Genomic DNA, 20,385 nt, shown 5'->3' with positions numbered 1-20,385 from the left:
GCGACGCGTCGGGGTCTGGGGGGACTCGCATGAACCGGAACGTCTGGCGCTGGCTCACGGCCTACGCCGCCTCGCTCGTCGGCGACGGGATCTACTTCCTCGCCCTCGGCTGGGCGGCGGCACAGACCGCCGGGCCCGCGCAGGTCGGCCTGGTCATGGCCGCCGGGGCGGTGCCGCGCGCCCTGCTGATGCTGGGCGGGGGCGTGGTGGCCGACCGCTTCGGCCCCCGCCTGGTCGTCATCTCCTCCGACGCGGTGCGCTGCGCGGTGGTGCTCGCCCTGGCCGCGGTGGTCGCCCTCACCTCGCCCGGACTGTGGGTGCTGGTCGCCGTCGCCCTGCTGTTCGGCGCCGTCGACGCGCTCTTCATGCCGGCCGTGGGGGCGCTGCCGCCGCGGATCGCCGGACCCGGGCGCCTCGTCCGGGTCCAAGGGCTGCGCAGCCTGGTCGAGCGCGTGGGCAACACCGCGGGACCGCCGGTGGCCGGTCTGGCCATGGGGCTGGGCGGCCCCGCGGCCGCCTTCGCGGTGGCCGCGGCCCTGTTCGGGCTCTCCCTGGCCCTCCTGGTGGCGGTCCGCCTCGGCCCGCTGCCGACGGCGTCCGAAGCGCCGGGGCAGGGGCGCCCGGAATCCCCCTGGCAGCAGCTGCGCTCGGGCCTGGCCTACATACGCCACCACGGTCTGATCGGCCCGCTGATCCTCTCCGGCACCCTCAGCCAGCTCGGTACGTCCGCCCCGCTCACCGTCGGCCTGCTGCTCCTGGCCGAGGAGCGCGGCTGGGGCGCGTCGGGGGTCGGCTGGGTCGTCGGGGCCTTCGGGGCCGGGGCGGCCTCCAGCGCCCTGCTGCTGACCCTGGTCCGCGGGGTGCCGCGGGCGGGGGCGGTGCAGAACCTCACCCTGATCGTCGGATCGGCCGCCATCGGAGCCCTGGCCCTGGCGCCGAGCCTGCCGATCGCGGTGGGGCTCGCGGTGGCCGGGGGCCTGGTGTGCGGGATCTGCGGAGGGCTGGCCATCGCCCTCATCCAGACGGCCACGGACCCCTCGTACCTCGGTCGGGTCAGCTCGGTGATGGCCTTCACCGCCGTCGGCCTGGCCCCGCTGGCCTATCCCGCCTTCGGCGTGGCCGTCGAGCTGTGGGGCATCCTCCCGGTGTTCCTCGCGGGCGGCGCGCTGAGCATGGCGGGCGCCGTCGTCGGCACCGCCGCACCCCTGGTCCGCCGGGCGGAACTCACCTTCGCCTGAGGGGCATCTAGGACAGGATCCGTCCGCCCCGCCCTTTAGCGTGGCGCCATGACTGCGACCCGGCCGAGAATCAGCGACGAGCACCGCCGCGCCCTGCTCGTGACGCGCCACCTGCTGACGCCCGCGACCCGCGCCGCCACCCCCGAGCAGGTCGTCGACGCCGTGCTCGCGCTGCACGCCACCGATCCCGCCAGCGTGTACCTGAGCGCGACCGCCCGCATGGCCACCCCCTCGGTGGCGGAGCTGGAGCGGGCCCTGTACGCCGACCGGAGCCTGGCGCGGATGCTGTGCATGCGCCGCACCATGTTCGTCGTGCCCCGCGCCCTGGCCCCGGTCGTCGACGCCTCCACGGCCCGCGCCGTGGCCGCCCGCGAGCGCACCGGGCTCCTGAAGGTCCTGGCCGAGCAACTCGGGCACGACGCCGGCTGGCTGGCCCGGACCGAAGCCGCCGTGCTCGCCGCCCTCGCCGAGCGCGGCGAAGCGTCCGCGACCCAACTCGCCGACGCGGTGCCCCGGTTGAAGGAGGTGATCGTGATGGCGCCGGGCAAGCCGTACGAGGCCAGGCCCCGCATCACCAGCCGGGTCCTGTCCGTGCTCGCCGCCGAGGGCCGCATCCGCCGCGGCCATCCGCTCGGCAGCTGGGCCTCCTCGCAGTTCCGCTGGATGCCCGCCGAGCCCCACCCCGAACTCCCCGTCGACCTGGCCAGGGCCGAACTGGCCGCCGCCTACCTCGCCGCCTTCGGCCCCGCCACCACCGCGGACCTCAAGTGGTGGACCGGCTGGACGCTCACCGACACCCGCAAGGCGCTGGCCCGGATCGACACCGTGGACGTCGACCTGAGCTGCGGTCCGGGCCACGCCCTGCCCGCCCAGCTGGATGCTCCCGCCGCCCCCGAACCGGCCGCCGCCCTGCTGCCCTCGCTCGACCCCACCGCCATGGGCTGGATCCAGCGCGACTGGTACCTGGACCCGGCCCACGTCCCCGAGCTCTTCGACAACAACGGCAACATCGGGCCCACCCTGTGGTGGGACGGCCGGATCGTCGGCGGCTGGACGCAGCGACCCGACGGCGAGATCGTCACCGAGCTCCTGACCGGATCCGACCCCGGTCGCGGCGCCCGCAGTGCCATCGCGGCGGAGAGCGCACGCCTGGCCGCCTTCTTCGGCGACCTGCGTGTCCGCCCCAGCATGCGCACCCCACTGGAGCGGCGGCTCTCGGCGGGCCCGGCCCCGGGCGCCTGATCGCCGGGGCTACAGGCCCAGCTTCGCCCTCGTCAGTTTCGCCACCGCGTCCTTCTCGCCGTCCAGTTCGATCCGCGACGCGTCCTGGCGGCCGAAGCAGAACAGGGTCAGCTCGCCGGGATCGCCGGTCACCGTGACCACCGGCGTGCCCTTGTGGGCCACCGCCGTCTGGCCGTTCGGACGGCGCAGCACCAGGCCCACCGGAGAGCGGCGACCCGTCAGGCGGGCCAGCTTCTCCAGGCGCGACCACAGCGAGTCCGAGAACACCGGGTCCAGCTCGCGGGGCGACCAGTCCGGCTGGGCCCGGCGCACGTCCTCCGCGTGGACGTAGAACTCCACCGCGTTCGCGGCCTCGTCGATCTGCTTCAGCGAGTACACCGACATCTTCGGCGGGCCGGTCCTGATCAGCTGGATGAGTTCCTCGTACGGCTTGGCCGCGTACTCGGCCATCGCCTTGTCCAGCCGCGCCTTCAGCACGTTCAGCAGGATCCCGCCCGCCGCGTCCGGCCGACGCTCCCGCACCACCACGTGCGCCGCCAGTTCCCGGGTCCGCCAGCCGTCGCACAGCGTCGGCGCCTCGGGCCCCGCCGACTCCAACAGGTCCGCCAGCAGCAGTCGTTCACGCTTCGCATGGGTAGACATGCGGGCCAGCCTACGGCCGGAACCGGCCCCGCGCCTGCTCATCAGGCGGACAGTCCTCCGTACCCGCCCGCCCCGCGCGGCACAATGGTCCCCATGAGTACGTCCTCCCTCGACCCCGCGATCGCCGCGCGCCTCAAGCGCTCCGCGGACGGTCTGCTGCCCGCCATCGCCCAGCAGTACGACACCGGTGAGGTGCTCATGCTCGGCTGGATGGACGACGAGGCCCTGCATCGCACCCTGACCACCGGCCGTTGCACGTACTGGTCCCGCAGCCGCCAGGAGTACTGGGTCAAGGGAGACACTTCCGGCCACTTCCAGCACGTGAAGTCCGTCGCCCTCGACTGCGACGCCGACACCGTGCTCGTCCGGGTCGACCAGGTCGGCGCGGCCTGCCACGCCGGCACCCGCACCTGCTTCGACACCGACGTCCTCCTCCGCCCCGCCGATGCCGAATAGGTAAGGTCGCACGCCATGGATCTTGAAACGTTCCGCAAGCTCGCGGCCGACCGCCGGGTCATCCCCGTCAGCCGCCGCCTCCTCGCCGACGGGGACACCCCGGTCGGCCTCTACCGCAAGCTGGCCGCCGAGCGCCCGGGCACGTTCCTGCTGGAGTCGGCCGAGAACGGCCGCTCCTGGTCGCGGTACTCCTTCGTCGGCGTCCGCAGCGACGCGACCCTGACGGTCCGGGACGGCCAGGCGCACTGGATCGGCACCCCGCCCGTCGGCGTGCCCACCACCGGCGACCCCCTCGACGCGCTGCGCGCCACCGTCGAGGCCCTGCACACCCCGCGCGACCTCTCGGGCGGCCTGCCGCCCTTCACCGGCGGCATGGTCGGCTACCTCGGCTACGACATCGTGCGCCGGCTGGAGCGGATCGGCGAGCACACCCACGACGACCTCGAACTCCCCGAGCTGACGATGCTGCTCACCTCGGACATCGCGGTCCTCGACCACTGGGACGGCACGGTCCTCCTGATCGCCAACGCGATCAACCACAACGACCTCGACACGGGCGTCGACGAGGCGTACGCCGACGCCGTCGCCCGGCTCGACGCGATGGAGGCCGACCTCTCCCGCCCGGCGCCGTACACGCCCGCACCGCTGCCGGCCTCCGAACTGCCCGCGTACTCGGCCCTGTGGGGCGGCGAGAAGTACCAGGCGGCCGTCGAGGACGTCAAGGAGCGCATCCGCGCGGGCGAGGCCTTCCAGGTCGTGCCCTCGCAGCGGTTCGAGACCCCCTGCACCGCCTCGGCCCTCGACGTCTACCGGGTGCTGCGCGCCACCAACCCGTCCCCGTACATGTACCTCTTCCGCTTCGAGAACGGCTTCGACGTCGTCGGCTCCAGCCCCGAGGCGCTGGTCAAGGTCGAGGACGGGCGGGCCATGGTCCACCCCATCGCCGGCACCCGGCACCGCGGGGCCACCCCGCAGGAGGACCACGACCTCGCCGAGGAGCTGCTGGCCGACCCCAAGGAGCGCGCCGAGCACCTCATGCTCGTGGATCTCGGCCGCAACGACCTCGGTCGGGTCTGCGAACCCGGCAGCGTCGAGGTCGTCGACTTCATGAGCATCGAGAAGTACTCGCACGTCATGCACATCGTCTCGACCGTCACCGGCCGCGTCGCCGAGAACCGGACCGCCTTCGACGTGCTGACCGCCTGCTTCCCGGCCGGCACCCTGTCCGGGGCGCCCAAGCCGCGCGCCATGCAGATCATCGAGGAGCTGGAGCCCTCCCGCCGCGGGCTCTACGGCGGCTGCGTCGGCTACCTCGACTTCGCCGGGGACGCCGACACGGCCATCGCCATCCGGACCGCCCTGCTGCGCGACGGCACGGCGTACGTGCAGGCCGGAGCCGGGGTCGTGGCCGATTCCGTGCCCGAGCTGGAGGACGCGGAGTGCCGCAACAAGGCCGCCGCGGTGCTCCGCGCGGTCGGAGCGGCGAACCGCCTCCACTCCGCCTGAAGCGGTAGGGGATAGTGGGGTACGTGAGCGCCGTACCCCCACCCCGAACCGATCCCGCCGCCGACCCGGAAGCCGACGCTGCCGCCGCGCGCGGCGGCAGCAGCCGCCGCAGCGTCGCCGCCGCCCTGCTGCTCGGTGCGCTCGGCGCCACCGTCGTCCTGCTGGCCTCGGGCCGGACCTGGGCGCGCGGCACCGCCGCCGCGGCCGGGGGCGGCGCGCTGCCGCTGTCGGCCGACGGGCGGGCGGTCACCGGGGTCCCCGCGGCCCTGGCCATCGTGGCCCTCGCGGCCCTGGTCGCCGTGTTCGCCGTACGTGGCCGCAGCCGCCTGCTGGTCTCCGGGCTGCTCGCGCTGAGCGGCCTCGGCGCGGTCCTCGCCGCGCTGGCGGGGGCGGGCGACCGGGCGGCGCTGGACGACGCGGCGGCCCGTACGACCGCGGACACCGCCGCCCACGCGGCCGCGCTCAGCCACACGGCGTGGCCGTACGTGACGGCGGCGGGCGCGTTCCTGATCCTGCTGGCCGGGCTGCTGGCCCTGCGCTTCGGCCGGAGCTGGCCCGCCATGGGCGGTCGCTACGAGCGCGACGGCACGCCCCGGCCGCGCAAGTCACCGGTGGTGGACCCGGACCGGCCGGAGGACCTGTGGAAGGCGCTGGACCGGGGCGAGGATCCCACGAGCGGGCGCTGAGAGCCTGGTCACCCCCGGGCGCGAGGGGCGTCCCGGGTGCGGGACAATGCATACGAGGACAACGATGGCCGGGCGGTCGCACAGACGCGTTCGACAGAGCAACACAGAGCAACACAGAGCAACGCAGAGCAACACAGACCAACGAGGAGCAACTCATGTCGGGCACTGACCACGGACACACCCCGGCCGCCTGGACCGGTGTCATCATCGCTTTCGTCGGTTTCTGCGTCTCCGGCGCGTTCATGGTGCTGGCGAACCTGACGGGCTTCATCGCCGGCCTGGTGATCGTGGCGCTCGGCGGCGTCGTCGGCATGGCGATGAAGGCGGCGGGCATGGGCGCGCCGAAGGCCGAGCACAAGGACCTCGCGACGGTCATCGCCGCCATGAAGGCCGCGAAGACCGCGAAGGTCTGATGTTCCGGAGCGGAATCGAAAGGCGCGGCCCCGTCGGGCTGCGCCTTTTGTCATGACCGACGAGAATCAGCGCGTGGATGCCTCACACACCCCCCTGGCGACGCCCGGGCCGCCCGGCGCCGCGCCCGCCGCCCCCGGCCGGGCCCGCCGCCTCGCCGCCCCGGTGCTCACGCTGGCCGTGGCCGCCTCGGCCCTCGGCTACGTCGCCGCCGTGGACCCGTACGAACCGGGCCACTACCCGGTCTGCCCGCTGTTCCGGCTGACCGGGATCCTGTGCCCCGGTTGCGGCGGTCTGCGCAGCGCCCACGCGTTCGCCCACGGCGATCTGATCACCGCTCTCGGCGCGAATGCCCTGGCGGTCATCGGCTACTTCGTCTTCGCCGGCTTCATGATCGTGTGGCTGATTCGCGCCTATCGTGGCGGGCCGACCCCGCGGCTGGCCCTCGCACCGCTGTACTGGTGGGGAATCGGCGCCGTGGCGCTGATTTTCGCCGTTGTCCGAAACCTGCCCTTCGGGTCGGCGCTGGCCCCGTGAGGCCGTACGCAGCCCGGATTGAAGAGCAGATTCCGATTGTCCAGTCAATGGGACGCCGTCAATCGTGTGCAGAGGCGAGTGCCTCCTGCGGATACCATTTGATTGCTGACCTTGAACCAGTCGACCGACCCGGAAGGGGGCCGCTCGCGTGAGTGTGCTCGACGAGATCATCGAAGGGGTCCGCGCCGACCTTGCCGAAAGGCAGTCGCGCGTCAGCCTCGACGAGCTCAAGGAGCGTGCCGCCAAGGCGCCCCAGGCCAAGGACGGCGTCGCCGCCCTTCGTGGCGAAGGCGTCAAGGTGATCTGTGAGGTGAAGCGCTCCAGCCCGTCCAAGGGCGCGCTCGCCGCGATCGCAGACCCGGCAGGCCTGGCCGCCGATTACGAGGCGGGCGGCGCTGCCGTCATCTCCGTCCTGACCGAGGAACGCCGCTTCGGCGGTTCCCTCGCGGACCTGGAAGCCGTACGAGCACGGGTGGACGTTCCCATCCTGCGCAAGGACTTCATCGTCACGGCGTACCAGCTGTGGGAGGCCCGCGCCTATGGCGCCGACCTCGTGCTGCTGATCGTCGCGGCCCTGGAGCAGGAGGCCCTCGTCTCCCTCATCGAGCGGGCCGAGTCCATCGGCCTCACCCCGCTCGTCGAGGTCCACGACGAGGAGGAGGCCGAGCGCGCGGTCGCCGCCGGCGCCAAGATCATCGGCGTCAACGCGCGCAACCTCAAGGACCTCAAGGTGGACCGCTCGACCTTCGAGCGGGTCGTCCCCGAGATCCCGGCCCACATCGTGAAGGTCGCCGAGTCCGGCATCCGCGGACCGCACGACCTCATCGCCTACGCGAACGAGGGCGCCGACGCCGTCCTCGTGGGCGAATCCCTGGTCACCGGCCGAGACCCGAAGGCCGCCGTGGCCGACCTGGTCGCCGCCGGTGCCCACCCCGCCCTGCGCCACGGGCGGAGCTGACCCAGACCGTGATGCCGTCCGCCCGCGCCGTCCGCACCCGACCCGGCCTCCCCGGCCTGGTCGACGTGCCGTCGACCCACGCGCCCCTGGCGCGCGGCTGCCGCCCCCGCGGCTGCCGCGCCCCGGCCCGGCGCGTGCGCGGGCGCCGGGTCCGGTACGTGATCGGGTCGGAGCCCGGCCAGGTCAACGGCATGCGATGGCGTGGCGGAGCCGCGTCGTAGCCGTCCCGTGCCCTGATCCGCGCTCTGCTGCCGCTTTGGCCGTGGTGGAGCCGGACACGTTCGGGACCCTCGGCGCAATACGGTGAATCCCACCCGATTGCTTCCGTAGGAGTACTGGCATGCCGTCCAGTGAGTTCTTCATTCCGGACCCCGAGGGTTCCGTCCCCAACGCCGAGGGCTATTTCGGTGATTTCGGTGGCAAGTTCATTCCGGAGGCGTTGGTCGCCGCGGTGGATGAGGTTGCGGCGGAGTATGAGAAGGCGAAGGTCGATCCGGCGTTCGCGGCTGAGTTGAATGATCTGTTGGTGAATTACACGGGTCGTCCGAGTGCGTTGACCGAGGTGCCGCGGTTCGCGGAGCACGCGGGCGGGGCGACGGTGTATCTGAAGCGTGAGGATCTGAACCACACGGGTTCGCACAAGATCAACAATGTGTTGGGTCAGGCGTTGTTGACCAAGCGCATGGGTAAGACGCGGGTGATCGCGGAGACCGGTGCGGGTCAGCACGGTGTGGCGACGGCGACGGCGTGTGCGTTGTTCGGTCTTGAGTGCACGATCTACATGGGTGAGATCGACACCGAGCGTCAGGCGCTGAACGTCGCCCGCATGCGGATGTTGGGTGCCGAGGTCATTGCGGTGACGTCGGGTTCGCGGACGCTCAAGGACGCGATCAACGAGGCGTTCCGTGACTGGGTCGCGAATGTGGACCGCACGCATTATTTGTTCGGTACGGTCGCGGGTCCGCATCCGTTCCCGGCGATGGTGCGTGACTTCCACCGGGTGATCGGTGTGGAGGCGCGCCGCCAGATCCTGGAGCGCGAGGGCAGGTTGCCGGACGCGGTCGCGGCGTGTGTCGGTGGCGGTTCGAACGCGATCGGTCTCTTCCATGCGTTCATTCCGGACGCGGGGGTGCGGTTGGTGGGCTTCGAGCCGGCGGGGCACGGGATCGAGACGGGTGAGCACGCGGCGACGTTGTCGGCGGGTGAGCCGGGGATCCTGCACGGTTCGCGTTCCTACGTGTTGCAGGACGAGGAGGGTCAGATCACCGAGCCGTATTCGATCTCGGCGGGTCTGGACTATCCGGGGATCGGTCCGGAGCACGCGTATTTGAAGGACGCGGGCCGGGGCGAGTACCGGGCGGTGACCGATGACCAGGCGATGCAGGCGCTGCGTCTCCTGTCCCGCACGGAGGGCATCATTCCGGCGATCGAGTCGGCGCACGCGCTGGCCGGGGCTCTGGAGTTGGGCAAGGAGCTGGGCAAGGACGGGTTGATCATCGTGAACCTGTCCGGTCGTGGTGACAAGGACATGGACACGGCGGCCCGCTACTTCGGCCTCTACGACGGCACCGAAGGAGCCACCAAGTGAGCGCGCACACGGGCAACGTCCAGCTGCTGAGCGACACCCTGGCGAAGGCCAAGTCGCAAAACCGTGCGGCCCTGGTCGCCTACCTCCCGGCGGGTTTCCCGACGGTGGACGGTGGGATCGCGGCGATCAAGGCGATCATCGCGGGTGGCGCGGATGTGGTCGAGGTCGGGCTGCCGCACAGCGACCCGGTCCTGGACGGTCCGGTGATCCAGACCGCGGACGACATCGCACTGCGCGGCGGCGTGAAGATCGCCGACGTCCTGCGCACGGTCCGTGAGGCGTATGAGGCGACGGGCGCTCCCGTGCTCGTCATGACCTACTGGAATCCGATCGACCGGTATGGCGTGGAGCGGTTCGCGGCGGAGTTGGCGGCGGCGGGTGGGGCGGGGTGCATCCTGCCGGATCTGCCGGTCCAGGAGTCCGCGTTGTGGCGCGAGCACGCGGACAAGCACGGTCTGGCGACGGTGTTCGTCGTGGCGCCGTCCAGCAAGGACGCACGGCTGGCGACGATCACGGCTGCGGGGTCGGGTTTCGTGTACGCGGCGTCGCTGATGGGCGTGACGGGGACCCGGGTCTCGGTCGGTGAGCAGGCGCAGGACCTGGTGGCCCGCACCCGCAAGACCACGGACCTCCCGGTCTGCGTGGGGCTGGGTGTCTCGAACGCCGTGCAGGCGAAGGAGGTCGCGGTCTTCGCGGACGGTGTGATCGTCGGCTCGGCCTTCGTCAAGCTCCTCCTGGACGCCCCGGACCTCCCGGCCGGCCTCGCCGCCGTCCAGGCCCTGGCGGGCGAGCTTGCGGAAGGCGTACGCAGGAACTAGGTGCGGCTGATCGCGAACGGGGTTCTGTAGCCCGTTCGGGTGGATGTGGGAGCGGGGAGGCACGAGAGTGCCTCCCCGCTTCGTTTGGCGGGGCGTGAGTGACAAGAACGACGGTGCGAACCGCGATGCGAAGAGAACGGCCCGCGAGCGACTCCTGGTGGAGCGCGAGCGGCAGAAGAGCAAGGACAAGCGCCGCCGGACGCTGGTGGTGTCCGCCGCGGTCGTCGGCGTACTGGCCCTCGCGGGCGTAGTCGGTCTGCTCGCGGCCAATGCGGGCAAGAGCGGCGCGGACAAGGACAAGGCCGGTCCGGTCGTGGCCCCCTCGGGCGCGTCGGGGAAGGACGCCCTCGCGATCCAGAACGGCAAGGACTCCGCGAAGTCGACCCTGACGGTCTGGGAGGACTTCCGCTGCCCGGCCTGCAAGTCCTTCGAGGACGCCTACCGCGCCACCGTCCACGACCTGGTCGCGAAGGGGCAGCTCAAGGTCGAGTACCACCTGGTGACGCTGATCGACGGCAACATGAGCGGCAGCGGCTCCCAGAAGGCGGCCAATGCCGCTGCCTGCGCGCAGGACGTCGGGAAGTTCCCGGCGTACCACGACGTCCTCTTCGAGAACCAGCCGAAGGAGGTCGACGACGCCTACGGCAAGAACGCCCGGCTGATCGAGCTGGCCGGCAAGGTGGACGGCCTGGACACCCCCGCCTTCCGCCAGTGCGTCGAGGGCGGGACCCACGACAGCTGGGTCGCCAAGTCGTACGACGCCTTCAAGGCGCAGAAGTTCCGCGGCACGCCCACGATCCTGCTCGACGGCAAGGACATCTTCGCGGACCAGGCCAATCCGCTCACCCCGGAGAAGCTGAAGGCGAAGGTCACGGCGGCGGCCGGCGCCGGAGCGCCCGCGCAGTCGTCGCCCGAGGGGTCGCCGCAGGCGTCGGCGCGACCGTCCGCGTCGGCATCGGCATCGTCGTCCTCGTCCTCGGGGCGGCCCTCGGTCCGCAGTTCGGCGGGCAGCTCCGCCCGTGGCTCCTCGGGTACCTCGGCCGGTACGTCCTCGGGCAGTGCGTCGGGCACTTCGTCGGGCAATGCGGCGGTCGACGGGGACTGATCCGGCGGCCTCGGGTCCGTGCCCGCCGGATGATCGGCAGGTGTCGATTTGACGCCAGCTTGCCGGGCGGGTTGCGGTGCCCACCGCCCGGCAAGGTAGCGTCTGGGTTGCCATGGAACTTGCTTACATTCCCAGCCCGTCGACCGGTGTGGTCCATCTCGGACCGATCCCGCTGCGCGGCTACGCGTTCTGCATCATCATCGGCGTCTTCGTCGCCGTCTGGCTCGGCAACAAGCGCTGGGTCGCGCGCGGTGGCCAGCCGGGCACGGTGGCGGACATCGCCGTGTGGGCGGTTCCGTTCGGCCTGGTCGGCGGACGCCTCTACCACGTGATCACCGACTACCAGCTCTACTTCGGCGAGGGCCGCAACTGGGTCGACGCCTTCAAGATCTGGGAAGGCGGCCTCGGCATCTGGGGTGCGATCGCGCTGGGCGCGGTCGGTGCGTGGATCGGTTGTCGCCTGCGCGGCATCCCGCTGCCCGCCTGGGCGGACGCGCTGGCTCCGGGCATCGCCGTGGCCCAGGCCTTCGGCCGCTGGGGCAACTGGTTCAACCAGGAGCTGTACGGCCGCGCCACCGACGTGCCGTGGGCGCTGGAGATCAGTGACGGCCCGAACCGGGTCGCGGGCACCTACCACCCGACCTTCCTGTACGAGTCGCTGTGGTGCCTCGGCGTCGCGGCCCTGGTGATCTGGGCCGACCGCCGCTTCAAGCTGGGCCACGGCCGGGCGTTCGCGCTCTACGTCGCCGCTTACTGCGTCGGGCGCAGCTGGATCGAGTACATGCGGGTCGACGAGGCGCACCATGTGCTGGGCCTGCGGCTCAACGTGTGGACGGCCATCGTGGTCTTCGTGGCAGCCGTGGCCTACCTGATCCTGTCGGCGCGGCTGCGGCCGGGCCGCGAGGAGATCGTCGAGCCGGTCCGCAGCGCCCCGGAGGGCAAGGACGCCCCGGCGGACAAGGAAGCGGCCGGTGCCGTCACCGACCAGAAGTCCCTGGACTCCGAGAAGTCCGAGAAGCCCGAGGGGCCCGTGCAGCTGGAGAAGGCCGACACGGTCGACACGGCTGACACGGTCGACACGGCTGTCGAGGACGAGAAGCCCGGGGCCAAGAAGCTCTGACCCGCACCGGGTCACCGCACCACCGCGTCACACCGTGCTCCGCCGGATCCGATCCGGCGGAGCACGCGTGCGTCACGACAGCACCCGGGGCTCCCGTCGGGAGAGCGCCATGACCTGCTCCGCGCCCGCCAGGACCGCCGGATCCACGAACCGGCCGTCCGGCAGCGCCTGGGCGCCCGGAGTGCGGCGCGCCGCCGCGACGACCTGCTCGGCCGCGGCGATCTCCGCGGGCCCCGGCAGGTAGGACCGCTCGATCACGGGCAGCTGCCGCGGGTGGATCGCGGCCCGGCCCAGGAACCCGAGCGCGCGGCCCCGGACGCAGGACCCGGCCAGGGCTTCCAGGTCGCGGATGTCCGGGAAGACGGACTGCGGCGGGGGCGCGAGACCGGCCGCCCGGGCCGCCACGACCACCCGTGAGCGCGGCCAGTCGAGCCCCGCGTCCGCGCTCACGCCGAGGTCCGCCCGCAGGTCCGACTCGCCGAGGGAGAGCCCGCGCAGCGCCGGGTGGGCGCGGGCGATCTCGTACGCGCGCTCCACGCCCAGCGCCGACTCCAGCAGCGCGTACAGGGCCACCCCGCCGGTCCGGTCCGCGACCGTGCGGATCTGTTCCGGCGCCGTGATCTTGGGCAGCCGCAGCCCCGAGAGGCCGTGCAGCCCGGACAGCGCGGCCAGGTCCGCCAGCGCCCAGGGCGTGTCCAGGGCGTTCACCCGGACGTACACCGGAGTCGGGGGCCGGTGCCGGAGCAACTCCGCCGTGGCCGCGCGGGCGTACTCCTTGCGGGAGACCGGTACCGCGTCCTCCAGGTCCACGATCACCGCGTCCGCGCCGCAGCCGAGCGCCTTCGCGACGACCTCCGGCCGGTCCCCGGGTACGTACAGCCAGGTCAGGATCACAGCGCTCCCTCGGTCCGCAGGACGTCGATCTCCGCTCCGGACAATCCCAGTTCGGCCAGCACCGCCTCGGTGTCCGCGCCGTGCGCGCGGCCCGCCCAGCGGATCGCCCCCGGTGTCTCGGAGAGCCGGAAGAGGACGTTCTGCATCCGCAGCGGGCCGAGGTCCGGGTCGTCGACCTCGGTGACCGTGTCCAAGGCCGCGTACTGCGGATCGGCGAGCACGTCGCGCACGTCGTAGACCGGTGCGACCGCCGCCTGCGCCTCCTCGAAGGCCGCGACCACCTCGTCCGCCTTGTGCCGGGCGATCCATCCGCCGACCGCCTCGTCCAGGACGGTCGCGTGCGCGGCCCGCCCCGAGCCGGTCGTGAACCACGGCTCGTCGATCAGCTCCGGCCGCCCGACCAGCCGCATCACCCGCTCCGCGATCGACTGGGCCGAGGTGGAGACGGCCAGCCAGCGGCCGTCCGCGCTGCGGTAGGTGTTGCGCGGGGCGTTGTTCGTGGACCGGTTGCCGGTGCGGGGCTGCACGTAGCCGAGCTGGTCGTACCAGAGCGGGTGCGGGCCGAGGACGGTCAGGATCGGCTCGATGATGGCCAGGTCCACGACCTGCCCCGCCCCGCTGCGGTCGCGGCCCGCGAGCGCGGCCATGACGGCGTACGCGGTGGCCAGCGCGGCGATCGAGTCCGCCAGCCCGAAGGGGGGCAGGGTCGGCGGCCCGTCGGGCTCCCCGGTCATCGCGGCGAACCCGCTCATGGCCTCGGCGAGGGTGCCGAAGCCCGGGCGGTGGGCGTACGGGCCGAACTGGCCGAAGCCGGTCACCCGGGTCAGGACCAGCCGGGGGTTGACGGCGGACAGCTCCGCCCAGCCCAGCCCCCACTTCTCCAGGGTGCCGGGACGGAAGTTCTCGATGATCACGTCGGACCCGGCGGCGAGCCGCAGCAGTACCTCCCGGCCGCCGGGCGTGGACAGGTCGAGGGTCATGGTCCGCTTGTTGCGGCCCAGCAGCTTCCACCACAGGCCGATGCCGTCCTTGGCCGGACCGTGGCCGCGCGACGGGTCGGGGCGCCGGGGATGCTCCACCTTGAGCACGTCGGCGCCGAAGTCGCCGAGCATGGTCGCGGCCAGCGGTCCGGCGAAGAGGGTGGCCAGGTCGAGGACGCGCAGCCCGGCGAGCGGGCCGGGGGCGGCGGCGGTGGCCGCCGCGGGGACGGGGGTGGGGGAGGGGGCGGTCACGGCCGGGGTCCGGTGCCCGCGAAGGCGTCCGTCTCGGCGCGCGAGGGCATCGAGTCCTGGGCCCCGGCCCGCTGCACCGACAGCGCCGCCGCCGCCGAGGCCCAGGCCAGGGCCGCACGCATGGTGCGTCCCTCGCCGAGTGCCACGGCGAGCGCGCCGACGAAGGTGTCCCCGGCCGCGGTGGTGTCCACGGGCCGGACCCGGGGCGCGGGCACGGTGTACGGAGCCTGCCCGCGCGCCGCGTGCAGGGCCCCGACCGCGCCGAGGGTGATGACCACCTCCGGTACGTCGTGCAGCAGGGCGTCCGCCGCCAGCCGCGGGTCGGTCAGCCCAGTGAGCGCTGCCGCCTCGTGCTCGTTGGGCACCAACAGGTCGATGGCGGCGAGGAGTTCGGCGGGCAGCGGCTGGGCGGGGGCGGGCGTCAGGACCGTACGCACGCCGTGTGCGCGGGCGGCGCGGGCGCCCGCCAGGACGGCGGTCAGCGGCAGTTCGAGCTGGAGCAGGAGGGAGCCGCAGGCGGCGATCCGGGACTCGTCGCCGGCCTCCAGGCCGGTGACGCCGGCGTTGGCGCCCGGGATCACGATGATCGAGTTGCCGCCCTCGTCGTCCACGGTGATGTGCGCGGTGCCGCTGGCGCCCTCGACGGTGCGCAGCGCCGCCGTCTCCACCCCGGCGGCCGAGAGCGCGGAGCGCAGCCGGACGCCGAAGGGGTCCGCGCCGACCGCCCCGATCATCGTCACCTGCCCGCCGCTGCGGGCGGCGGCGACGGCCTGGTTGGCGCCCTTTCCGCCGGGGACGGTGCGGAACTCGCGGCCGGTGACGGTCTCCCCGAGGCGGGGGGCCTTGGGGACGTAGGCGACGAGGTCCATGTTGGTGCTGCCGAGCACGGCGATGGCCGTCATGAGCGTGCTGCCTCCTGTGCGGTGAGGTGGGCGAGGGCGTCGAAGCCGATGCCGTCGAAGCCGGGGACGCTGGTCGCGAGCCGGTTCTTCAGCGGGGCGGTCCAGCGGTGCGGGAGGCGGTCCGGTGAGCCGGCGAGCAGCCCGGCGAGCGCGCCCGCGGCCGCGCCGTTGGAGTCGGTGTCCCAACCGCCGGACACGGCCCGGCAGATGGAGCCGGTGAAGTCGCCGTCGGCGTGGGTGAGGGCGGCCGCGATCAGCGCGGTGTTGGGGACGGCGTGCACCCAGTGGTAGTGGCCGTAGCGCTCGTGCAGCCGGTCGACCACGTCGTCGAAGCGGGGGTGCTCGTGCGCGGCGCGGAGGGCGAACCGGACCGCCTCGGCGAGCCGGGAGCGCGGGGGTACGACGGCCAGTCCGGCGGCGAGCGCGCCGTGCGCGTCGGCCCCGGGGGAGGCCGCGGCGGCGGTGGCGGCGGCGACGAACAGGGCGGCGTAGACGCCGTTGCCCGTGTGGGTGAGGACCGCGTCCCGGTGGGCCTGGGCCGCGGCGGCCACCGGATCGCCGGGGTGGGTCCAGCCGTGCACGTCGGCGCGGATGAGGGCGCCGATCCACTCGCGGAACGGGTTGTGGCGGATGGCGGTGGCGGGCGGCTCCAGGCCGAGGAGGAGGTTGCGGTACGCGACCCGCTCGGCGGTGAAGGTGCGCCCGGCCGGCAGCTCGTCGAGCCAGAGCCGGGCGACGTCCGCGGTGGTGAAGCCCTTGCCGTGGCGCTGGAGCAGGAGCAGGTTCAGCAGCGGGTAGTTGAGGTCGTCGTCCTCGGGGGCCCCGTCGATGTTCTCGGCGAGGGAGGTCGGCGCGGAGCGGCGGTTCCACGGGTACGCGGCGAGCAGCTCCGCGGGGACCCCGCGGGCGGTGAACCAGTCGTCCAGCGGCCAGTTCCCGGCGGCCCGGGCCAGTGCGCGGATCCCGACGAGCGGCAGCTTCTCGACGGGCTTCCCGAGCACGCACCCCACGGCCCGCCCGAGCCAGGCGGCCTCCAGCCGGTCCGCCTCCGGCGAGGTGGCGGGGTCCGCGGGCCGGGGTCGGGGGTGTGGGGGCCAGGAGGTGGTGATGGCGGGCCAGGGGGTCGGTTCGTCCGTCGGCGAAGGGTGGGGGAGGGCGGCCAGTTCGTCCAGGAGGCGGTGGGCGAGGGCGCGCAGGTGCGGGGCCGCGGGGGTGGTCGAGGCGCCGGCCCGGGCGGGGGCCGGGTGGCCGCCCGCCGCCAGCCAGGCCCGCCGCAACGGCTCCGCGGCCGGGCCCCGCCCGTCCTCCTCGGCCTGGCGCAGCTCGTGCCCCACCAGGTCCTCGGGCTGCGCCCAGGTCAGCCGGACGCCCCCCGGCCCGGGGGCCACCACGGCGGGCCGGCTCATCGGGGGTCGGCGATCGCGGCGAAGGCGTGCTCGTGGGCCCGGCGGCGGGTGCGGTCGAGGTCGAAGACCTCGCGGGCCACCCGGGCCAGGGCCGCCGCGGGGGCGTGCAGGTCGAGCCGGCTCGCCTCCGCGACCTCCTTCGCCCACCCCTCGGGCACCGCCGCCGCGCCGCCCATGGCCCCGGCCAGCGCTCCCGCCATCGTGGCGATCGAATCGCAGTCCCGCCCGTAGTTGACGCCGCCGAGCACGGCCTCCTCGTACCGGCCGTCCGCGACCAGCAACATCCCGAGCGCGACCGGGAGTTCCTCGATCGCGTGCAGCCGGGACGGCCGGCGGGCGCCGAGCGAAGGGGCGCGGTAGTCCGGGCCGACCGAGTCGTAGGGGGCCACCGCCGCCCGCAACGGCGCGATCGCCGACGCGAAGTCCCGGTGCAGGGACGCGGTTTCGGCGACCGCCTCGATCGCGGCCCGGGTGCCGTCCTTGGCCAGGGCGAGCGTCGCCTCGACCACCGAGGTGGCGCTCGCCCCCGGCAGGCAGGCCGCCGCCACCGCGGCGGCGAACACCCCGGCGGCCTCCCGCCCGTAGGACGACTGATGGGCGCCGGCGATGTCCAGCGCCTCCGCGTACGCGCCCGCGGGGTTGCCCGCGTTCACGATGCCGACCGGCGCCGCGTACATCGCGGCCCCGCAGTTGACGATGTTTCCGCTGCCCGCCTCGCGCGGGTCCACGTGCCCGTAGTGCAGCCGGGCCACGATCCACTTCTCGGCGAGGAAGATCCGCTGCAACGGCAGCGCCTCCGCCTCCAGTTCCGGGATCCAGCGCGGCCGTGACATCAGGTCGGGGACGAGGTGGTCGGCGACCGCGTAGGCGTCCAGGTGGTCGCGCACCGCCTCGTAGACGCGTACCAGCGCGTGCGTCATCAAGGTGTCGTCGGTGACGTGGCCGTCGCCCTTGTGGTACGGCGCGATGGGGCGCGCGGTGCGCCAGTCCTCGTACCAGGGGCCGACGACGCCCCGTACCGGACCGCCGTGGCGTTCCACGATCTGGTCCGGTGACCAGCCCTCCACCGGGCCGCCGAGCGCGTCCCCGACGGCCGCGCCGACCAGGCAGCCCGCGGCCCGGTCCTCGAGTGTGAGCGTCATGTCCGAATCATCCCCTGGGGCTTGAGTTCCTTGGGCGAGGTGAGTTCCGTCCGCGCGAGGAGGGCGGCGAGTTCCACGAGGTCGGTCCCGGCGAGGCGGGGCAGCGCGCAGCCGGACAGGGTGCGGCAGGCGTCGCGCCAGGCGGAGGTGATCGAGTCGCCGCCGCCGAGCGCGCCGGTCAGCGCCCCGGCGAGGGCGGGTGCCGAATCCGCGACGCGGGACAGGCAGGCGGCCGCCGGTACCGCTTCGGCGACCCGGCCGCGGGCGGCCGTCGCCAGGGCGAGGGCGACCGGGACGGTCTCGGCGGCGGCGATGCCGTAGCTGTAGACGTGGTCCACGATCTGGTGCTCCAGCAGCGGCACGATGGCGAAGGCGCCGCCGTGAGTGTGCCCGTCCGTGTGCGCGGCCCCATGGGCGCGGGCGAGTGCGACGGCGTGGCGGGCGTTGCGGCCGATCTCCGTGGTGGCGGGCAGTTGGTCGAGCGCGGCGTCCACGGCGGCGTCCGTGCCGGCGCCCGCCAGGGCGGTGGCGACGGCGGCGGCCATCGCGCGGGCACCGTGCACGCCGTCGCCGTCCTGGGTGTAGCGGGCGTCGAACTCGGCGAGGTCGGCGGCCGCCGCCGGGTCCCCGGGGTGGACGACCGCGAGGACGCAGGCGCGGATGCAGGCGGCGTCGTCGAAGTAGTGCGGATTGTCGTGGCCGGTGGCGGGCGGGCGCAGGCCGGCCGCGAGGTTGCCGAGGCCGGCCCGTACGGAGATCCGCGCGCGCAGCGGCAGGACCGCCGACTCGACCTCGGGAGCCCGCTCGGCGGCCGCCGCGACCTCGCTGGCCAGGGCGTTCCAGGCCAGGTCGATCGCGGCCCGCATGCGCCGGGACCGGCTCAGGTCGCTGAGCAGGGCCCCGGCGGCGGTGAGTACGGACTCGGCGGCGAAGGCGGCCCACTCGGCGTCGTCGCTCGGGCCGAGGCGCAGGGGTTCGGGGGGCTGGTTGAGGGCGATGGGGACGGGGAGGGTGGTGGTGGCGTTCTGCTCGGCGAAGGTGTCCAGTTCGCGGGTGAGGCGGCGGGTCCATTCGGGCATCCGGCTGGCCCGGTGCCGTGCGGCGGGCCACCCGGCCGCGTCCCCCGCGGCCAGCCCGAGCAGCAACCCCTCGATCCGCCGCAGGTCCCCGCCCGCCCGGGTCCCTGCCGCGGCGCCGGGCGTGGGTGCGGGTTCGGCCACAGGGGTGGGCGTGTGGGCGTCGGGGCGGGTGGGGGTCGTGTGGGGGAGCGGGGGTGCGGTCATCGGGAGGGCTCGGCTTCCGGGGTGAGGAGGTCCGCGATGTCCAGGACGTGGTAGCCCCGCATCGAGGGCAGGCAGCTGCCCCGTACCGGGCCGATCGCCGAGGACCACGCGGCGGGGATGGCGGCGGCTCCCGACAGCGCGCCGGCCAGGGCGCCCGCGACGGCCGCCGTGGTGTCGGCGTCGCGGCCCATGTTGACGGCGGTCAGGACGGACTCCGCGAAGTCCCCGCCGCACGCGGCGAACGCGCCGAACGCCAGGCCCACCGCCTCCGGCGCCAGGTCCGTCCACGGGTAGCCGCCGATGACCACCGCCGAGCGCACCGCTCGTTCGCCGCGCGGGGCGGCCGTCACGGCCCGGCGCAGCGAACGGGCCGTCCAGGAGTCCGAGGGGATGACGGACAGGGCCGCCGAGACCACCGAGGCCGCGGATCCGCCCGCCATGGCCGCCGCCACGCCCGCCGCGACGGCCTGGCCGCCGTAGATGCCCTCGCCGTCGTGGCTGACGGTGCCGTCGATCGCGACGAGCCGGGCCGCTTCGGCCGGGCGCCCGGCCGCGAAGACCCCGAAGGGCGCGGCCCGCATGGCCAGGCCGTCCGACCACGCGTGCCGGTGCTGCGCGGAGATGGGCGCGGCGAGCCCGCGCCGCAGGTTCTCCAGCGTGCCGCGCTCCGAGAAGCCCGCACCGCGGAAGGGGCCCTCGTCCAGGTCCGCGATCCAGTGGTGCCAGGCCCGTTCGACGTGCGCGACGGTGAGCGCCGACCCGTGGCGGGCCAGCAGCAGGCCCGAGAAGATCGCGTACTCGGTGTCGTCCGTCCCGGCCGGGTCGTCCGAGACGAAGCCTTCGATCCGGCCCCACTTGGCCCGGATCTGCGAGGGCTTCATGTTCTCCGCCGGTGCGCCCAACGCGTCACCCACCGCGAGGCCCAACAGAGCGCCCCGGGCCCGGTCCAGCACGACCCGCGGACCGTCCTGCGGACCGTCTTGCGGACGGGCCTGCGGATGCGACTGCGGATCGGATGCGATCAGCTCCATGGGCGCGCCTCTCCACTTGGTGGAACTCATCATGAGCCCATGGGGGATTTGTGCCATGGCATCGGGTTTGTCGGTTGCCGCGAAACACCCCTGGAACCTCCTCGTCACCCGGTCGCCGAGGGGCGAAAGCCCTGGTAAGTACGGCCTACCTTGCTGGCGGCGGTCAGAAATCGTGCGTAGTTTCGAGG

20 protein-coding genes and 1 pseudogene are annotated in these 20,385 nt (G+C 73.7%); 13 read left to right on the top strand and 8 right to left on the bottom strand.

Annotated elements, in window-relative coordinates:
* Positions 1-29: 29 nt before the first annotated feature.
* Entirely contained in the window at positions 30-1,238 is a 1,209-nt protein-coding gene (locus ACIBEA_RS09915) for an MFS transporter (RefSeq protein ID WP_399259341.1), read from the top strand.
* Between the two features lie 48 nt (positions 1,239-1,286).
* On the top strand, positions 1,287-2,480 hold the full coding sequence (locus ACIBEA_RS09910) for a winged helix DNA-binding domain-containing protein (protein ID WP_399259340.1): 1,194 nt from the start codon (positions 1,287-1,289) through the stop codon (positions 2,478-2,480).
* A gap of 9 nt (positions 2,481-2,489) precedes the next feature.
* Here the strand turns inward: ACIBEA_RS09910 and ACIBEA_RS09905 are convergent, their stop codons facing one another.
* The gene (locus ACIBEA_RS09905; RefSeq protein ID WP_399259339.1) at positions 2,490-3,122 is read right to left on the bottom strand and encodes a TIGR03085 family metal-binding protein; all 633 of its coding nucleotides are present in this window, start codon (positions 3,120-3,122) and stop codon (positions 2,490-2,492) included.
* An 84-nt stretch (positions 3,123-3,206) separates the two neighbouring features.
* Here ACIBEA_RS09905 and hisI point away from each other — a divergent pair, with 84 nt between their 5' ends.
* From hisI to lgt, 11 genes and pseudogenes are all read left to right on the top strand, one after another.
* Positions 3,207-3,578, top strand: a complete 372-nt coding sequence (gene hisI, locus ACIBEA_RS09900; protein WP_399259338.1) for a phosphoribosyl-AMP cyclohydrolase — start codon at positions 3,207-3,209, stop codon at positions 3,576-3,578.
* Between the two features lie 15 nt (positions 3,579-3,593).
* Positions 3,594-5,084, top strand: a complete 1,491-nt coding sequence (locus ACIBEA_RS09895) for an anthranilate synthase component I (RefSeq protein ID WP_399259337.1) — start codon at positions 3,594-3,596, stop codon at positions 5,082-5,084.
* A gap of 14 nt (positions 5,085-5,098) precedes the next feature.
* A complete protein-coding gene (locus tag ACIBEA_RS09890) occupies positions 5,099-5,770 on the top strand; it encodes a TIGR02234 family membrane protein (protein ID WP_399259336.1) in 672 nt (223 codons plus the stop codon).
* 155 nt (positions 5,771-5,925) lie between these two features.
* Complete coding sequence (locus ACIBEA_RS09885; RefSeq protein ID WP_399259335.1) at positions 5,926-6,183, top strand: HGxxPAAW family protein; 258 nt, start codon at positions 5,926-5,928, stop codon at positions 6,181-6,183.
* A 52-nt stretch (positions 6,184-6,235) separates the two neighbouring features.
* A complete protein-coding gene (locus tag ACIBEA_RS09880; RefSeq protein WP_399259334.1) occupies positions 6,236-6,718 on the top strand; it encodes a DUF2752 domain-containing protein in 483 nt (160 codons plus the stop codon).
* 148 nt (positions 6,719-6,866) lie between these two features.
* Positions 6,867-7,676: an indole-3-glycerol phosphate synthase TrpC gene (gene trpC / locus ACIBEA_RS09875; protein ID WP_330329924.1), complete on the top strand. Its 810-nt coding sequence runs from the start codon at positions 6,867-6,869 to the stop codon at positions 7,674-7,676.
* Positions 7,677-7,687: 11 nt separating this feature from the next.
* Positions 7,688-7,897, top strand: coding sequence for a tryptophan biosynthesis modulator TrpM (gene trpM / locus ACIBEA_RS09870; RefSeq protein ID WP_399259333.1), 210 nt, complete (start codon positions 7,688-7,690; stop codon positions 7,895-7,897).
* A 119-nt stretch (positions 7,898-8,016) separates the two neighbouring features.
* The gene (gene trpB / locus ACIBEA_RS09865) at positions 8,017-9,264 is read left to right on the top strand and encodes a tryptophan synthase subunit beta (RefSeq protein ID WP_399259332.1); all 1,248 of its coding nucleotides are present in this window, start codon (positions 8,017-8,019) and stop codon (positions 9,262-9,264) included.
* Positions 9,261-10,082 (top strand): tryptophan synthase subunit alpha, encoded by an 822-nt coding sequence (trpA, locus tag ACIBEA_RS09860; RefSeq protein ID WP_399259331.1) that lies wholly within the window; start codon positions 9,261-9,263, stop codon positions 10,080-10,082. The genes trpB and trpA overlap by 4 nt, the downstream gene beginning before the upstream one ends.
* Positions 10,083-10,125: 43 nt before the next feature.
* Positions 10,126-10,962: pseudogene (locus ACIBEA_RS09855) on the top strand (DsbA family protein); the annotation flags it as partial.
* A 337-nt stretch (positions 10,963-11,299) separates the two neighbouring features.
* Positions 11,300-12,307 carry a prolipoprotein diacylglyceryl transferase gene (gene lgt / locus ACIBEA_RS09850; RefSeq protein WP_399259330.1) on the top strand — a complete coding sequence of 336 codons (1,008 nt, stop codon included), beginning with the start codon at positions 11,300-11,302 and terminating at the stop codon, positions 12,305-12,307.
* A gap of 72 nt (positions 12,308-12,379) precedes the next feature.
* On the opposite strand, the gene ACIBEA_RS09845 is transcribed toward lgt, so the two are convergent.
* Genes ACIBEA_RS09845 through ACIBEA_RS09815 form a run of 7 tightly spaced genes read right to left on the bottom strand, consistent with a single transcriptional unit; the run spans position 12,380 to position 20,197 of the window.
* The gene (locus tag ACIBEA_RS09845; protein WP_399259329.1) at positions 12,380-13,201 is read right to left on the bottom strand and encodes an HpcH/HpaI aldolase/citrate lyase family protein; all 822 of its coding nucleotides are present in this window, start codon (positions 13,199-13,201) and stop codon (positions 12,380-12,382) included.
* Positions 13,198-14,433, bottom strand: a complete 1,236-nt coding sequence (locus ACIBEA_RS09840) for a CaiB/BaiF CoA transferase family protein (protein WP_399259328.1) — start codon at positions 14,431-14,433, stop codon at positions 13,198-13,200. The genes ACIBEA_RS09845 and ACIBEA_RS09840 overlap by 4 nt, the downstream gene beginning before the upstream one ends.
* Positions 14,430-15,335 (bottom strand): ribokinase, encoded by a 906-nt coding sequence (rbsK, locus tag ACIBEA_RS09835; protein WP_399259327.1) that lies wholly within the window; start codon positions 15,333-15,335, stop codon positions 14,430-14,432. The genes ACIBEA_RS09840 and rbsK overlap by 4 nt, the downstream gene beginning before the upstream one ends.
* A complete protein-coding gene (locus tag ACIBEA_RS09830) occupies positions 15,332-16,741 on the bottom strand; it encodes an ADP-ribosylglycohydrolase family protein (protein ID WP_399259326.1) in 1,410 nt (469 codons plus the stop codon). The genes rbsK and ACIBEA_RS09830 overlap by 4 nt, the downstream gene beginning before the upstream one ends.
* A complete protein-coding gene (locus ACIBEA_RS09825; protein ID WP_399259325.1) occupies positions 16,738-17,883 on the bottom strand; it encodes an ADP-ribosylglycohydrolase family protein in 1,146 nt (381 codons plus the stop codon). The genes ACIBEA_RS09830 and ACIBEA_RS09825 overlap by 4 nt, the downstream gene beginning before the upstream one ends.
* A complete protein-coding gene (locus ACIBEA_RS09820) occupies positions 17,880-19,166 on the bottom strand; it encodes an ADP-ribosylglycohydrolase family protein (protein ID WP_399259324.1) in 1,287 nt (428 codons plus the stop codon). Before ACIBEA_RS09820 ends, ACIBEA_RS09825 begins: the two co-directional genes overlap by 4 nt.
* Positions 19,163-20,197, bottom strand: a complete 1,035-nt coding sequence (locus ACIBEA_RS09815; protein ID WP_399259323.1) for an ADP-ribosylglycohydrolase family protein — start codon at positions 20,195-20,197, stop codon at positions 19,163-19,165. Before ACIBEA_RS09815 ends, ACIBEA_RS09820 begins: the two co-directional genes overlap by 4 nt.
* Between the last annotated feature and the right edge of the window lie 188 nt (positions 20,198-20,385).

Source organism: Streptomyces sp. NPDC051555, assembly GCF_044454405.1.
GTDB lineage: Bacteria > Actinomycetota > Actinomycetes > Streptomycetales > Streptomycetaceae > Streptomyces.
Note: the sequence above shows the minus strand (reverse complement) of the source record. Positions and strands in the feature narration are given on the sequence as shown.